Raw genomic sequence first — 14,521 nt, forward strand, 5'->3', positions numbered from 1 at the left:
CTTCTTGCGGGCCCATTCTTTTTTTGCCTCACGATGAAAAATAACCCCCACGCGGCCCGGCGATGAAAAAAACCCTTGCTCGCTGGCTCGACAGCGATGTCGGCTACAGCTTCCGCACCTCGCCGGTGGCGATCGCCGCCGCCGTCATTGCGCTGGTGTGCGTCTTCTGTTCGGTGTTCGCCGGATGGGTGTCGCCGCACAACCCCTTCGACCTCGCCACCCTCGAACTTGGTGACGCCCGCCTGCCACCGGCGTGGAGCGCCGAAGGCTCCACCAAATACATCCTCGGCACCGACGACCAGGGCCGCGACATTCTTTCGGCCGTGATCTACGGCGCGCGCATCTCGCTGATCGTCGGCGTGGTGTCGGTGGTGCTGTCGGTGGTCGTCGGCGTGGTGCTCGGCCTGCTGGCCGGCTTCTTCGGCGGCTGGCTCGACTCCTTCCTCATGCGCGTGTGCGACGTGATGCTGTCGTTCCCGCCCATCCTGGTCGCGCTGCTTATCGCCGGCGTCGGCCGTGCGCTCTTTCCCGGCGCGCACGAATCGCTGGCCTTCGGCGTGCTGATCATTTCGATCTCGCTCACGGGCTGGGTGCAGTACGCGCGCACCGTGCGCGGCTCCACGCTGGTGGAGCGCAACAAGGAGTACGTGCAGGCCGCGCGCGTCACCGGCGTGGCGCCGCTGCGCATCATGCTGCGCCACGTGCTGCCCAACGTGATGGGGCCGGTGATGGTGCTGGCCACCATCCAGGTCGCGACCGCGATCATCACCGAGGCCACGCTCTCGTTCCTGGGCGTCGGCGTGCCGCCGACCTCGCCTTCGCTGGGCACGCTCATCAGCATCGGCAACCAGTACCTGTTCTCGGGTGAATGGTGGATCACGGTGTTCCCGGGCCTGATGCTGGTGCTGATCGCACTCAGCGTGAACCTGCTCGGCGACTGGCTGCGCGACGCGCTCAATCCGCGCTTGCGCTGAACAGAAAAGGAGAACGCCTCATGACGCTGCTCCAGGTCAAAGACCTCGTCGTCGAATTTCCGAACCGCCGCGGCACGCTGCGCGCGCTCGACCGCATTTCCTTCGACATCGCGCCCGGTGAAATCCTCGGCGTGGTGGGTGAATCGGGCGCGGGCAAGTCGCTCACCGGCGCGGCCATCATCGGCCTGCTCGAACCGCCGGGCCGCGTGGCCGGCGGCGAGATCCTGCTCGAGGGCCAACGCATCGACAACCTCGGTTTCGATGCGATGCGCCCCATCCGCGGCCGCAAGATCGGCGCGATCTTCCAGGATCCGCTGACCTCGCTGAACCCGCTGTACACCGTGGGTCGCCAGCTCATCGAGACCATCCGCACCCACCTGCCCGTGACCGAGTCGGAAGCGCGCAAGCGCGCCATCGGCCTGCTGCAGGACACCGGCATTCCCGCCGCCGAACAGCGCATCGATCACTTCCCGCACCAGTTCTCGGGCGGCATGCGCCAGCGCGTGGTGATTGCCCTGGCGCTCGCGGCCGAGCCCAAGCTCATCGTGGCCGACGAGCCGACCACCGCGCTCGACGTGTCGATCCAGGCGCAGATCATCCAGCTGCTCAAGCAGGTCTGCAAGGAACGTGGCGCGGCAGTGATGCTCATCACGCACGACATGGGCGTGATCGCCGAGACCTGCGACCGCGTGGCCGTGATGTATGCGGGCCGCATCGCCGAGATCGGCCCGGTGCACGAGGTGATCCACCAGCCCGCGCATCCCTACACCTCGGGCCTGATGGCGTCGATCCCCGACATGACGAGCGACCGCGAACGGCTCAACCAGATCGACGGCGCCATGCCGCGGCTCAATGCCATCCCCACCGGCTGCGCCTACAACCCGCGCTGCCCGCGCACCTTCGCACGTTGCCTGACCGAACGGCCCGAGCTGATGCACGCGGGCGCCACGCGCGCCTCCTGCTGGCTGCACGATGCCGCCGACCCGCATGCGGGCCAGGCCGAGATCGCCGCGCAGCACCACGATGCCCTGGCGGCCGGCGAGCGCGCCACGCCCGAGGCGGCCGAACCCCTGGCGGAGGTGACCCGATGAGCGCCGTGATCGAACCCCGCAAGGACGCTGCGGCGACAAAGACCGGCGAGCCGCTTGTGGTCGCGCACGACCTCGCGCGCACCTTCGACGTGTCGCCGCCCTGGCTCAACCGCGTGCTCGAACGCAAGCCGCGCGTGCTGCTGCACGCGGTCGACGGCGTGAGCTTTTCCATCGAGCGTGGCAAGACGCTCGCGCTGGTCGGCGAATCGGGCTGCGGCAAGAGCACCGTGGCGCGCCTGCTGGTGGGCCTGTATGCGCCCACGCGCGGCGGCCTCCAGTTCGACGGGCAGGACGCGCATGCCGCGTTCAAGACGCCCGAAGGCCGTCAGCTGCGCCGCCGCATCCAGATGATCTTCCAGGACCCCTACGCGAGCCTCAACCCGCGCTGGATCGTCGAGGACATCATCGGCGAGCCGCTGCGCGAGCACGGCATCCTGAGCGACAAGGACGCATTGCGCCAGCGCGTGGGCGAGCTGCTGCAGTCGGTCGGTCTCTCGCCGCTGGACATGAGCAAGTACCCGCACCAGTTCTCGGGCGGCCAGCGCCAGCGCATCTCCATCGCGCGCGCGCTCGCCACGCAGCCCGAGTTCCTCGTGTGCGACGAGCCCACCTCGGCGCTCGACGTGAGCGTGCAGGCGCAGGTGCTCAACATCATGAAGGACCTGCAGCGCGAGCAGGGCCTGACGTACCTGTTCATCTCGCACAACCTTGCGGTGGTGCGCCACGTGGCCGATCAGGTCGGCGTGATGTACCTGGGCCGGCTGGTCGAGGTGGCCGACAAGCAGAAACTCTTCGCCGAGCCGCAGCATCCGTACACCCGCATGCTGCTCGACGCGATCCCGCAGATGAAGCACACCGGCCGTGCGCGCACGCCGGTGCAAGGCGAAGTGCCGAATCCGCTGAATCCGCCGACCGGTTGTGCCTTTCATCCGCGCTGCCCGCATGCGAATGCGCGCTGCTCGACGGAGCGGCCCCAGCTGCTGAGCCTGAAGGGCGTGCAGGTGGCCTGCCATGCGGTGGAGGAAGGCCGTGTGTGAGTGAAGGCGGCAGCCCGCAGGGCTGGCCGGCGGACTTTCCGTACCGGCCGCACCTGCGCTTCTGCTCGCTGGGCAACGAGAACGTGCGGGAGGTGATGGAGGGCTTTCGCCTCGCCTGCGAACGCCTCGGCTACACCACAAGCATTGCGCCGGGGCCGGGTGTCGACAACGAGGACATCAACCTCTTCTTTTTCGCGATGGGCCTGAGCCTGCCCTCGGACGACGAGCTGCCGCCGAACGCGATCGTCGTCAACTTCGAGCCGGCCCTGCCCGCGTTGCTCGCGGAGATGCCCGGCTACCAACGGCTGCTGCAGCGCGCCCACGTGTGGGAGTACAGCCTCGAGAACATGGTGCACCACCCGGCGCTGGGCATCCATCGGTCGGATTACGTGGGCCCGGGCTTCGAGCCGATGGCCACGCCGCTGCTGCCGGCGTCCGAAGTGCTGGACGACGCGCAGCAGGACATCGACGTCATCTTCTTCGGCGAGACGACGCCCCGGCGGCTGCAGGTGCTGGAAGCACTGACGGCCGCCGGACTGCGCGTGGCCTACCCCTTCGGCACCGCCTGGACGCCGTCGCAGCGCGACGCCTTGCTGCCGCGCGCCAAGGTCGGGCTGAACATGCGCAAGGCCGACCACTCCAGCACCGTGGAGCTGCCGCGCCTGTCGATCCTGCTGCGGCACCGCAAGGCCGTGGTGTCGGAGCTGTATCCGCATTCCGAGATTCCGCCCGTGCTGCGCGACACGGTCGAAGGGTGCACGAAGGACGAGCTGGTCGACCGCGTGCGCGCGCTGGTGGCCGATGCGCCGCGGCGGCGCGCGCTGGAAATCGCCGGGCCGCGGGCGTTGCAATCCTTGCCGCCCCAGCATGAGGTGCTGGCGGGGGCGATGCAGCGCTACCTTGCGGCGGCCCGGCAGCGATGGGTGGGGCAGCAGGCACGGAATACGGCTGAGCCTGCCTCGCAGGTGGCCGTCCTGATGGTGACGCGAGACGACGAAGCCGATGTCGCGGAGGCCCTCGCATCGATCGCCGAGCAAAGCCTCGCACCGCACCAGATCATCCTGGTGGACGACGGCTCCACCGATGCCACCGTCGACGTGGTTCGCGCGCGCATGGCCGCCGACCCGCGGCTGGCGGGGTTGCAGCTGTTGCAGGCGCCCGTCCCAATGGGCTGGGCAGCGGCTGCGCAGTGGGGGTTGATGCAGGCGCGCGGCGACACGCTGGCGCTGTGGGCACCGACCGTGCGCTGTGCGCCCGAGCGCCTGCAGGTGCAGTCCGCGTTCCTGCGCGCGTCGCCGGAGATCGGCGCGGTCGGTGCCTGGTACACCCGCGATGGCGACGCGGAACCACCGATGCAGCGCCTGCCGGAGATGCACGACCAGATCCTGGCCGCGCTGTTGGCGCATCTGCCGCACGAACAACCGCTGTTGATGGGCGGCCTGATGCTGTCGCTGCCGCGCATCCAGCAACGCGGGCTCGGCTTCGACGCCACGCTCGGCCGGTTCGCATGGCTCGGCCTGCTGCTGGAACTGGTGCGCGGCGGTGTGCGGCTCGCCAACCTCGGCATGAACCTGAGCCACCTGACGCGCCGCCATGCCGCGGGCCTCACGGAAACCGATGTGACGGCGCTGACCCGTGTGCGAGAGCGTCTGCTGCCCCTGGTCTTCCCCGACGTGCCGTCCGCCGAGGCGCAGCGGCTGGCCCGGCTCTACGGCCAGCAATGGGCGCCCGACGCCGACGATGCCACGGCGCTGCTGCGCGACATGGCGAGCGCCTGCGAGCGGCAGGGCGACGTCCACGCGACCACCGTGCTGCGCGGCGAGAGCCTGCGCGTGCTGGCGGTGTATGCGGAGAACGGGCGACTGGCGCCAGGCTACCTCGACACGCTGATGCGCGAGCCCTTGCTGCGCGATTTCCTGGCGCCGCTGGGCGAGCGCCTGCGTGCATTCGTGCCGTGAAGCATGGACCTTGCGCCGGACGGTGTGCGTAAACGCACTTTCCCTGCCGTCACTCTGTTGCACAGTCCCGGGTTGGCCTCGAACCCACACCCCCTGACACGATGACCTCCACCCCGATGACCCGCCTGCTCGGCCGCCGCGGCTTTCTCATGGGCTCGGCGCTGGGCGCGACCGCCGCGCTGGCGTCGATGACCGAGATCGCGCACGCGGCTGGCGCAGCACCGGCGCGCCGCATGCCCGTCATCTTCATCGGCCACGGCTCGCCGATGAATGCGCTGGCGGACAACGCCTTCACCCGCCGCCTCGCTGCCTGGGGCCGCGAGCTGCCGCGCCCCACGGCGATCCTCAGCGTGTCGGCGCACTGGCTCAGCCAGGGCGCGACCGGGGTCACGGTGCAGACGCGGCCCAAGACGATCCACGATTTCGGCGGCTTTCCGCAGGCGCTGTTCGACATCGAGTACCCGGCACCGGGCCATCCCGCGCTCGCGCGCGAAACGATCGGCGCCGTCAAGCAGGCGCCGGTGATCGCCACCGAGCAGTGGGGGCTGGACCACGGCACCTGGACCGTGCTCAAGCACCTGTACCCGAAGGCCGACGTGCCGGTTTTCCAACTCAGCATCGATTACGACAAACCGGCGGCGTTCCACCATGCGGTGGGGCGCGACCTAGCGGCCTTGCGCGACCGGGGCGTGCTCGTGATGGGCAGCGGCAACGTGGTGCACAACCTGCGCGCCACCGACCGCGGCACGCCCGATGGCCCGAAGGCGAGCCGCCCGTGGGCGCAGTCGTTCGACGAGGCGGTGAAGGCCGCGCTGGCCGGCCGGGACGACCGCGCGCTCATCGGCTACGAAAAACTCGAAGGGGCGTCGACCGCCGTGGCCACGCCGGACCACTACTTTCCCTTCCTGTATGCCTTGGGCGCTGCGGCGCCGGGCGAGCGTGCGAAGACGGTCTACGAAGGCTTCCAGTCGGGCACGCTCAGCATGCGCTGCCTTCAGTTCGGCTGAAGGCGCGGCGCATTCGGCGTCGGCGCTACTGCTCCTCGCCCCAGGCGAAGCCGTCGCGCGCGATCATGGCGCTCGAGGCGCTGGGGCCCCAGGTGCCGGCCGCATAAGGGCGCGGGCCGCCGTCGGACTCCCAGGAGTCGATGAGCGGCTCGACCCAACGCCAGGCTTCTTCCTGCTCATCGCTGCGCACGAACAGGTTGAGGCGCCCGTCGATCACGTCCAGCAGCAGGCGTTCGTAGGCACCCACGCGTTCGGCGCCGAAGCGCTTGTCGAAGTCCAGGTCGAGCTGCACCGGCGCCAGTTGCGCGGCGCTGGCGTGGCCGTTGCCGCCGCGCTGGCGGTTGTCCTGCGCCTGCGCGAGCATGTGCAGCTCCAGGCCGTCCTTGGGCTGCAGGTTGATCACCAGCTTGTTCACGTTGCCCGCCGGTGCGCGGTAGATGGCGTGCGGCGTGGGGCGGAAGTTGACCTCGATGCGCGCGTCGCGCGAGGCCAGCCGCTTGCCGGTGCGGATGTAGAAGGGCACGCCGGCCCAGCGCCAGTTGGCGATTTCGGTGCGCAGCGCCACGAAGGTTTCGGTGCGGCTGTCGGGGTTCACGCCCGGCTCGTCGCGGTAGCCCTGCACCCGCTCGCCGTAGGCCGTGCCGGCCGTGTACTGGCCGCGCACCGCGTGCAGGCCCAGGCTCTCGGGCGTCCAGGGCTTGAGGGCGCGCAGCACCTTGAGCTTTTCGTCGCGGATGGCGTCGGCGTGCGCGTTGATGGGCGGCTCCATGGCCACGGCGCACAGCAGCTGCAGCGCGTGGTTCTGCACCATGTCGCGCAGCGCGCCGGTCTGGTCGTAGAAGGCACCGCGCTTTTCCACGCCCAGGTCCTCGGCCATGGTGATCTGGATGTTGGCGATGTGCTCGCGGCGCCAGATGGGCTCGAAGAGGGCATTGCCGAAGCGCATCGCGAACAGGTTCTGCACCGAGGGCTTGCCCAGGTAGTGGTCGATGCGAAAGACCTGCTTCTCCTCGAGCACCTTGCCCACCGCGGCGTTGATGGCGCGGTTCGAGGCCAGGTCGTGGCCCAGCGGCTTTTCGAGCACGACGCGGGTGCGCGGGCCGTTGAGCCCGGCGGCGGCGATCTGCTCGACCACCTGCGTGAAGAGCGCGGGCGCCGTGGCCACGTACATCACGACCGTCTTGGCGTCGCGCTGCTTGAGCAGGTCGGCCAGGCTGGCGTAGTCGGCGGGCTTGGACAGGTCCATGCGCAGGTAGTGCAGCATGGACGCGAACTTCTTGAACTCCTCGGGGGAGGGGCGCTTGGCGCCTTCGACGGCGCTGAAGCGCGACTGGATCAGCTCGCGGTACTGGTCGTCCGACAGGTCGTCGCGCGCCACGCCGACGATGCGCCCGTCCTGCGGCAGGCTGCCGTGCCTGAAGGCCTGGAACAGCGCGGGCATCAGCTTGCGCCACGCAAGGTCGCCAGTACCGCCGAACAGAACGAGATCGAAGCTCATGAGAAAACTTTCCTTTGTCTGAATGCCGAGCAGGCAACGTGCCAGTCGCGATGGTACTTGTACCGATTCGGCACACCTGTACTAAAGCTACGCTGTCCCATGGCCGCGAGGCCTTTTTTTATTGCCGAGGCAGGGGAATACCAATGAAGAAGCTTTTCACGGCAGCCGCGCTGCTGGGTCTGTCGGCCGCCGCGTCGGCGCAGACCGTCAACGTCATCTGCTCGGTGCAGGCCGAGTGGTGCAACGTGATCTCCACCGTCTACGCCCGCACCACGGGCGTGCGCATCAACATGGCGCTCAAGGGCTCGGGCGAGGCGCTGGCCCAGCTCATCGCCGAGAAGGACAACCCCAAGACCGACGTCTGGTTCGGCGGCACGGGCGACCCGCACCTGCAGGCGGCCGAGCAGGGGCTCACGCTCGAATACAAGTCGCCCACGCTCACGCAGCTGCATCCCTGGGCGCAGCAGCAGGCCAAGCAGTCGGGCTACAAGACCGTGGGCATCTACTCGGGCCCGCTGGGCTTCGGCTACAACCCCGAGCTGCTGGCCAAGAAGAAGCTGCCCGTGCCCAAGACCTGGGCCGACCTGCTCAAGCCCGAGTACAAGGGCGACATCCAGGTGGCCAACCCCGCGTCGAGCGGCACGGCCTACACCATGATCGCCACGCTGGTGCAGCTCATGGGCGAGGACAAGGCCTTCGACTACCTCAAGGCGCTGCACAAGAACGTCGGCCAGTACACGCGCTCGGGCACCGGCCCGATCAAGGCGGTGGCGCGCGGCGAAACCGCGATCTCCATCAGCTTTGTGCACGACGGCCCGGGCGAGAAGATGCAGGGCTTCCCGGTCGAAACCATCACGCCCAGCGACGGCACCGGCGCCGAGATCGGCTCCATGAGCGTCATCAAGGGCGCGCGCAACCTCGATGCGGCCAAGAAGTTCTACGAATGGGCGCTCACGCCCGCCGCGCAGGAGCTGGGCGCCGCCAACAAGCAGTTCCAGCTGCCGAGCAACGCGAGTGCCAAGCTCGATCCGCGCATTCCTGACTTCAAGAAGATCAAGTTCATCAACTACGACTACGCCAAGTACGGCGCCAGCGCCGAGCGCCGCCGCCTGATCGCGCGCTGGGAAAAAGACGTCAACTCGCTGCCGCGCTAAGTGCAGGCGCGTTCCAACGAAGGCGCGCCGGCCAACCCGGCGTCCCTGGCCGCCGCCCGGCGCGCGCGGCGATGGATCTGGGCCTGGGTCGCGCTGGGCCTGGCGGCCTATCTCGTGCTGCCCTGGTATGCGATCCAGGATGCGACCTGGTACGAAGCCGTTCCGCATGTCTTCGGGCAGGCAGAGGGCGCCAACGGCCTGATGCAGGCCGCGACGCAGGGCCGCAGCTGGCTCTTCATCGGGCTGGCCGGGTTGCTGCTGTGCGCCGTCGGCGCGGCCCTGCCGGCCGGCAAGGCGCAGGGGCGCTGGCTGCTGGCGGGCGGTGCGATCGGCGCCATCGGCCTGGCCGTGGCGGGTTTCACCATCGGCGCGCGCGGCTGGAGCGTCGCGGCGCTCAACACCCAGTTCGGCGAACTGGCCGTCAACCAGTTCGGCATCGGCGCGGGCGGCTTCGTGGCGCTCACGGCGTTGGTGCTGCTGGCGGCCTTCGGCATGGCGCGGCTCGGCCTGTTCAAGGGTGACCTGTTCGTGTCTGCCTCGGTGGTCGGCTGCGGCGTGCTGATGGCGCTGTTCATCGCCTACCCGGTGAGCCGGGCGCTGTCGGGCGCCTTCTTCAACGAAGACGGGCAGTGGTCGATCACGGCCTTCGCGGCGCGCGTGTTCACCGAGCGCATCTGGGGCCTGGGTTGCCTGGCGGGCGGGGTGCGCTGCGGCGTGGCGTGGAACACGCTGGTGCTGGCGCTGCTCACCGCGGCCGGGACCACCTTCCTGGGCACGCTGATGGCGCTGATGGCCGAGCGCGGCAACCGGCGCGGGCAGGGCGCATTGCGGGTGCTGGCGCTGCTGCCGATCATCACGCCGCCGTTCGTCGTCGGCCTGGGCCTCATCTTGCTGTTCGGCCGTGCGGGCATCGTCAACCAGGTGCTGGAGAACGTCTTCGGCATCGAGCCCACGCGCTGGTTCTACGGCATGCCGGGCGTGCTGGTGGCGCAGCTCTTTGCCTTCACGCCCATCGCCTTCATGATCATGCGCGGCGTGGTGCAGGGCATCGCGCCCAGCCTGGAAGAAGCCGCGCAGATGCTGCGCGCCGACCGGCGCCGGGCCTTCTTCACCGTGACGCTGCCGCTGCTCAAGCCCGGGCTGGCCAACGCCTTCCTGGTCGGCTTCATCGAAAGCATTGCGGACTTCGGCAACCCGGTGGTGGTGGGCGGGCAGTTCTCGGTGCTGTCGACCGACATCTTCTTCGCCATCGTCGGCGCGCAGTACGACCAGGGCCGCGCCGCGTCGCTGGCCTGGGTGCTCACGCTGTTCGCGCTCGGCGTGTTCGCGCTGCAGCGCGGCCTGCTCGGCAAGCAGAACTACACGACCGTGAGCGGCAAGGGCGACGCCGGCATCGCGATGGCGCTGCCCGACGGCGTGCGTCGCACCATCCAGTGCATCGCGCTGCCGTGGATCGCTTTCACCGCCGTGGTCTACCTGTTCGCCTTCGCGGGCGGCTTCGTGCAGACCTGGGGGCGCGACTACAGCTTCACGCTCAACCACTTCAAGAGCGCCTTCGCGCTGGAGTGGGGCCAGTTCGGGCTGGTGTGGGCCGGCACGGCATGGAACTCGCTGATCACCACGCTCAAGCTGGCCGGCATCTCGGCGCCGATCACCGCGGCGCTGGGCCTGCTGATCGCCTGGCTGCTGGCGCGCAACGAGTTCAAGGGGCAGGGTGCCTTCGAGTTCGGCGCGCTGCTGGCCTTTGCGATCCCGGGCACGGTGCTGGGCGTGAGCTACATCCTGGCCTTCAACGTGCCGCCGTTCGAGCTCACGGGCACCGGGCTCATCATCGTGCTGTGCTTCATGTTCCGCAATCTGCCGGTGGGCGTGCGCGCCGGCACGGCGGCCTTCAAGCAGCTCGACCGCTCGCTCGACGAGGCCTCGCTGATGCTGCGCGCATCGACCTCGCAGACGCTGTTCAAGGTGGTGCTGCCGCTGCTCAAGCCGGCGCTGGTGGCCGCGCTGGTCTACAGCTTCGTGCGCGCCATGACGACGGTGAGCGCCGTGATCTTCCTGGTCACGGCCGAGAACGAACTGGCCACCACCTACATCATCGGCCGCGTCGGCAACGGCGACTACGGCATCGCGCTCGCCTACTGCACGGTGCTAATGGTGCTGATGTCGCTGGCCATTGCGCTGGTGCAGTTCGTGGTGGGGGAGCGCAAGCTGGGGCGGCGCGGGGCCGTGCCTCCGCATGAGGGACATCACAAAATGGAAAGCCTGGCAGCATGAACGGCATCGAATTCCGCAACGTCACCAAGCGCTACGGCACGGACAAGAACGGCCCGATGGCCGTCAAGGGCATCAGCTTCGAGGTGCCCGTGGGCACGCTCACCACCATCCTCGGCCCCTCGGGCTGCGGCAAGACGACCACGCTGCGCATGATCGCGGGGCTCGAATCGCCGACCTCGGGCTCGATCTTCATGGGCGGGCGCGACGTCACCACGCTCGGCCCGGGCGAGCGCAACGTGAGCATGATGTTCCAGAGCTACGCGCTGTTCCCGCACATGAACGTGATCGAGAACGTGGGCTACGGCCTGCGCATGAGCGGCGTGAAGAAGGACGAGGCCACGGCGCGGGCGCGCGAGGCGCTCCGGGGCGTGGGCCTGGTCGGCTTCGACGAGCGCCTGCCCAGCGAGCTGTCGGGCGGCCAGCAGCAGCGCGTGGCCCTGGCGCGCGCGCTGGTGCTCGAGCCGGCGGTGCTGCTGTTCGACGAGCCGCTGTCGAACCTCGACGCCCGCCTGCGGCGCGAGATGCGCGAGGAAATCCGCTCGCTGCAGCAGCGCCTGAAGCTCACCGTGGCCTACGTGACGCACGACCAGAGCGAGGCGCTGGCCGTGAGCGACCAGATCATCGTCATGGACCACGGCGTGATCGCCCAGCGCGGCACGCCCGAGCAGCTCTACGGCCGGCCCGAGAGCGAGTTCGTCGCCGGCTTCATGGGCGAGGCGATGGTGTTCCCGGCCGTGGCACAGGCAGACGGCAGCGTCACGCTCGGCCCACTGCGGCTGCAGCCGCGCTACGCGGTGGTGCCCGGCACGGTGAAGGTGGCGGTGCGGCCCGAGGCCTGGGACATCGGCGCGCTCGACGGCCTGCCGGCCACGCTGCGCAAGTCGGCGTACCTGGGCAGCTTCTACGAATACGGCTTCGACACCCCGCTGGGGCCGGTCTTCGTGGTCTCGACCGACCTGTCGCGCCCGCTGGCGGCCGGCACGCAGACCACCCTGTCGCTCGGAACCCATGGCGTGAGCGTGGTGCCCGGCGCATGAAACAATGGCGCCATGAACGTGGTTTTCGATCTTGGCGCCGTGCTGTTCGCCTGGGAGCCGGCACGGCTGGTCCAGGCCCATCTCCCCTCTCACGCCCCCACTGACGCCGCCGCCGCGGCCCTGGGCCGGGCCCTTTTCCATCACGACGACTGGACCGGCTTCGACTGCGGCACCCGCACGCTGGACGATGCCATCGCCCGCATGTCGGCGCGGCTGGCGTTGCCGGCCGAGTCGCTGCACGCCATGCTCGACGGCCTGGGGGAGCGGCTGGCGCCGATCGACGTCACGGTCGCGATGCTCGAAGAGCTGCTCGTGCAGCGCGACGCCGGCGAGCCGCTGCGCCTGTACTACCTGTCGAACATGCCCGTGCCCTTCGCCCGCGCCCTCGAGCGCCGGCACGCCTTCATGCGGCGTTTCGACGGCGGCGTGTTCTCGGGCGACGTGAAGTTCCTCAAGCCCGAGCGCGAGATCTACGAGCTGCTGGCCATGCGCCACGGCCTCGATCCCGAGCAGACGGTGTTCATCGACGACTCGGCCGCCAACGTCGAGATGGCCCGCGCCTTCGGCTGGCACGCCATCCATTGCACCGCGCCCGACAAGCTGCCGGCGCAACTGCAGCGCTACCTGCCGGTGAGCACCACCTTGTCGGTGTCGAACCCCAGGCTGCGGGCGTAGTCCAGCTCGGCCTGCAGCGCGTCGTCCTCCAGGCGCGGCGCGCGCGACAGCACCCAAAGGTACTCACGGTCGGGCGTGCCGACCAGCGCCACCTGGTAGTCGCGGTCGAGCTTCAAAATCCAGTAGTCGCCCCACACCAGCGGCAGCCACCCCATCCAGGCGGGGGCGAAGCGCACCTGCAGCCGCCCCGCGCCGGGCTGGCCGGCCACGGGCACCACGCGCGCGCTGCCGATCGCCTCGTCGAAGTTGCCGTCGTCGCGCACGCAGCGGTTGCGCACTTGCACGGTGCCGTCGGGCTGCGGCGTGTACTCGGCGCTCACCGGGCCGGCGCACTGTTTCTGGAACCGGTTGGGCAGCCGCGCCTGTTCGTGCCAGACGCCGGCGTAGCGGTGCAGGTCGACCGGCGCCACCACCTGCAGTGGCGCGCGCATCAGCGGGGCGCCGTCGGCCGGGCCGGCGGGCCGGGCACGGGCCGTGCGTGCGGCCCCCAGCGCGTACCAGGTGGCCACGCCGCCCACGACGAAGGCGGTGGCCATGGTGCCGATCGCGTGGCTGGTGCGGCGGTCGTCGAATGCGCGGCCGGCGGCGGTAGCGGGGCGTGGGGGGCGAGGGGTCATGAGGGCTCCTGGGGAAAGTCGTTCTCGGCGTGGATGCCGCGTCCCGTTCAGGGTGCCCCGGGCCGCGGGCGGCTGCCGTCAGCCGGGGACCACAGCCCCTGTAGGGCAGGGCGGCCGACAACCCTTCGCGCTGCAGGCCGATGGAGCTTCGCGAAAACCCGTGCTACGGTTCGCATGAAAACATCGACCGCCGCGCAACTGCGTGCAGGACTTGTCACACCCCTCCCCGGATAATTGATTTCATGAACCAACTCGATGCACTCCGCCAGTGGACCACCGTGGTTGCCGACACCGGTGACTTCAAGCAGCTCAGCATTTCCAAGCCGCAGGACGCGACCACCAACCCGTCGCTGATCCTCAAGGCCGTGCAGAAGGCCGAGTACCGGCCGCTGCTCGACGAGACCGTGAAGGCGCACGCCGGCAAGCCGCTCGACGAAGTCATCGACCGCCTGCTGGTGCGCTTCGGCACCGAAATCCTCTCCATCATCCCGGGCCGCGTGTCCACCGAAGTCGACGCGCGTCTCTCGTTCGACACCGCCGCCACCGTGGCCCGCGGCGAGCGCATCGTGGCGCTGTACAAGGCCGAGGGCATCGACACCGAGAAGCGCCTGCTGATCAAGGTTGCCTCCACCTGGGAAGGCATCGAGGCCGCGCGCCTGCTGGAGCAGAAGGGCATCCGCACCAACCTCACGCTGCTGTTCTCGTTCGCGCAAGCCGTGGCCTGCGGCGCGGCCGGCGTGCAGCTCATCTCGCCCTTCGTGGGCCGCATCTACGACTGGTACAAGAAGTCGGCCGGTGCGAAGTGGGACGAAGCCGCCAGCGCGGGCGCCAACGACCCGGGCGTGAAGTCGGTGCGCGAAATCTTCAACTACTACAAGCAGCAGGGCATCAAGACCGAGGTCATGGGCGCGAGCTTCCGCAACGTGGGGCAGATCCAGGCGCTCGCCGGTTGCGACCTGCTGACCATCAGCCCCGAGCTGCTGGCCGAGCTGGCCGCGAGCAACGAGCCGCTCACGCACGCGCTCGACGCCAAGGCTGCCGCGAGCGGCACCGCAGAGAAGGTGAGCTACGACGAGGCCGGCTTCCGCTTCGCGCTCAACGAAGACGCCATGGCCACCGAGAAGCTCGCCGAGGGCATCCGCGCCTTCGCGGCCGACGCCGTGAAGCTCGAAAAGCTCATGCAGGAAAGCGGCAAGTAA

The 14,521-nt window shown here is 69.3% G+C and carries 12 protein-coding genes; 10 read left to right on the plus strand and 2 right to left on the minus strand.

Annotation, left to right across the window (positions count from 1 at the left end; genetic code table 11):
* Window positions 1–62: 62 nt before the first annotated feature.
* The 5 genes from AC1RAD_RS04365 to ygiD all read left to right on the plus strand — a co-directional run bounded on the left by AC1RAD_RS04365 (window position 63) and on the right by ygiD (window position 6,067).
* The gene (locus tag AC1RAD_RS04365; protein WP_095948286.1) at window positions 63–974 is read left to right on the plus strand and encodes an ABC transporter permease; all 912 of its coding nucleotides are present in this window, start codon (window positions 63–65) and stop codon (window positions 972–974) included.
* 20 nt (window positions 975–994) lie between these two features.
* Window positions 995–2,065 (plus strand): ABC transporter ATP-binding protein, encoded by a 1,071-nt coding sequence (locus tag AC1RAD_RS04370; protein ID WP_062472640.1) that lies wholly within the window; start codon window positions 995–997, stop codon window positions 2,063–2,065.
* Window positions 2,062–3,102 carry an ABC transporter ATP-binding protein gene (locus tag AC1RAD_RS04375; protein WP_492734037.1) on the plus strand — a complete coding sequence of 347 codons (1,041 nt, stop codon included), beginning with the start codon at window positions 2,062–2,064 and terminating at the stop codon, window positions 3,100–3,102. Before AC1RAD_RS04370 ends, AC1RAD_RS04375 begins: the two co-directional genes overlap by 4 nt.
* Complete coding sequence (locus AC1RAD_RS04380) at window positions 3,099–5,060, plus strand: glycosyltransferase family 2 protein (RefSeq protein ID WP_492734038.1); 1,962 nt, start codon at window positions 3,099–3,101, stop codon at window positions 5,058–5,060. Before AC1RAD_RS04375 ends, AC1RAD_RS04380 begins: the two co-directional genes overlap by 4 nt.
* A gap of 101 nt (window positions 5,061–5,161) precedes the next feature.
* Entirely contained in the window at window positions 5,162–6,067 is a 906-nt protein-coding gene (gene ygiD / locus AC1RAD_RS04385) for a 4,5-DOPA-extradiol-dioxygenase (protein ID WP_492734039.1), read from the plus strand.
* Window positions 6,068–6,092: 25 nt separating this feature from the next.
* Here the strand turns inward: ygiD and zwf are convergent, their stop codons facing one another.
* Window positions 6,093–7,565 carry a glucose-6-phosphate dehydrogenase gene (zwf, locus tag AC1RAD_RS04390; RefSeq protein WP_062472648.1) on the minus strand — a complete coding sequence of 491 codons (1,473 nt, stop codon included), beginning with the start codon at window positions 7,563–7,565 and terminating at the stop codon, window positions 6,093–6,095.
* 143 nt (window positions 7,566–7,708) lie between these two features.
* On the opposite strand from zwf, the gene AC1RAD_RS04395 reads away from it, so the two are divergent.
* Genes AC1RAD_RS04395 through AC1RAD_RS04410 form a run of 4 tightly spaced genes read left to right on the plus strand, consistent with a single transcriptional unit; the run spans window position 7,709 to window position 12,705 of the window.
* Window positions 7,709–8,719, plus strand: a complete 1,011-nt coding sequence (locus tag AC1RAD_RS04395) for an ABC transporter substrate-binding protein (protein ID WP_062472650.1) — start codon at window positions 7,709–7,711, stop codon at window positions 8,717–8,719.
* Entirely contained in the window at window positions 8,720–10,993 is a 2,274-nt protein-coding gene (locus AC1RAD_RS04400; protein ID WP_492734040.1) for an ABC transporter permease, read from the plus strand. It begins immediately after the preceding gene.
* Window positions 10,990–12,030, plus strand: a complete 1,041-nt coding sequence (locus AC1RAD_RS04405; RefSeq protein WP_492734041.1) for an ABC transporter ATP-binding protein — start codon at window positions 10,990–10,992, stop codon at window positions 12,028–12,030. The genes AC1RAD_RS04400 and AC1RAD_RS04405 overlap by 4 nt, the downstream gene beginning before the upstream one ends.
* Window positions 12,031–12,042: 12 nt before the next feature.
* Window positions 12,043–12,705: an HAD family hydrolase gene (locus tag AC1RAD_RS04410; RefSeq protein WP_070059991.1), complete on the plus strand. Its 663-nt coding sequence runs from the start codon at window positions 12,043–12,045 to the stop codon at window positions 12,703–12,705.
* Here AC1RAD_RS04410 and AC1RAD_RS04415 read toward each other — a convergent pair.
* Window positions 12,651–13,322 (minus strand): lipocalin family protein, encoded by a 672-nt coding sequence (locus AC1RAD_RS04415; protein ID WP_354345490.1) that lies wholly within the window; start codon window positions 13,320–13,322, stop codon window positions 12,651–12,653. The two genes, AC1RAD_RS04410 and AC1RAD_RS04415, sit on opposite strands and share 55 nt — an antisense overlap.
* Window positions 13,323–13,564: 242 nt before the next feature.
* Here AC1RAD_RS04415 and tal point away from each other — a divergent pair, with 242 nt between their 5' ends.
* Window positions 13,565–14,521: a transaldolase gene (gene tal / locus AC1RAD_RS04420; RefSeq protein WP_062472658.1), complete on the plus strand. Its 957-nt coding sequence runs from the start codon at window positions 13,565–13,567 to the stop codon at window positions 14,519–14,521.

It is taken from the genome of Variovorax sp. GW823-FHT04B03, assembly GCF_058796495.1.

Excerpts from the sequence above, each read along its gene's own strand:
- AC1RAD_RS04365 (WP_095948286.1), top strand. The coding sequence starts at position 63 with ATGAAAAAAACCCTTGCTCGCTGGCTCGACAGCGATGTCGGCTACAGC.
- AC1RAD_RS04370 (WP_062472640.1), top strand. The coding sequence starts at position 995 with ATGACGCTGCTCCAGGTCAAAGACCTCGTCGTCGAATTTCCGAACCGC.
- AC1RAD_RS04375 (WP_492734037.1), top strand. The coding sequence starts at position 2,062 with ATGAGCGCCGTGATCGAACCCCGCAAGGACGCTGCGGCGACAAAGACC.
- ygiD (WP_492734039.1), top strand. The coding sequence starts at position 5,162 with ATGACCTCCACCCCGATGACCCGCCTGCTCGGCCGCCGCGGCTTTCTC.
- zwf (WP_062472648.1), bottom strand. The coding sequence starts at position 7,565 with ATGAGCTTCGATCTCGTTCTGTTCGGCGGTACTGGCGACCTTGCGTGG.
- AC1RAD_RS04395 (WP_062472650.1), top strand. The coding sequence starts at position 7,709 with ATGAAGAAGCTTTTCACGGCAGCCGCGCTGCTGGGTCTGTCGGCCGCC.
- AC1RAD_RS04405 (WP_492734041.1), top strand. The coding sequence starts at position 10,990 with ATGAACGGCATCGAATTCCGCAACGTCACCAAGCGCTACGGCACGGAC.
- AC1RAD_RS04410 (WP_070059991.1), top strand. The coding sequence starts at position 12,043 with ATGAACGTGGTTTTCGATCTTGGCGCCGTGCTGTTCGCCTGGGAGCCG.
- AC1RAD_RS04415 (WP_354345490.1), bottom strand. The coding sequence starts at position 13,322 with ATGACCCCTCGCCCCCCACGCCCCGCTACCGCCGCCGGCCGCGCATTC.
- tal (WP_062472658.1), top strand. The coding sequence starts at position 13,565 with ATGAACCAACTCGATGCACTCCGCCAGTGGACCACCGTGGTTGCCGAC.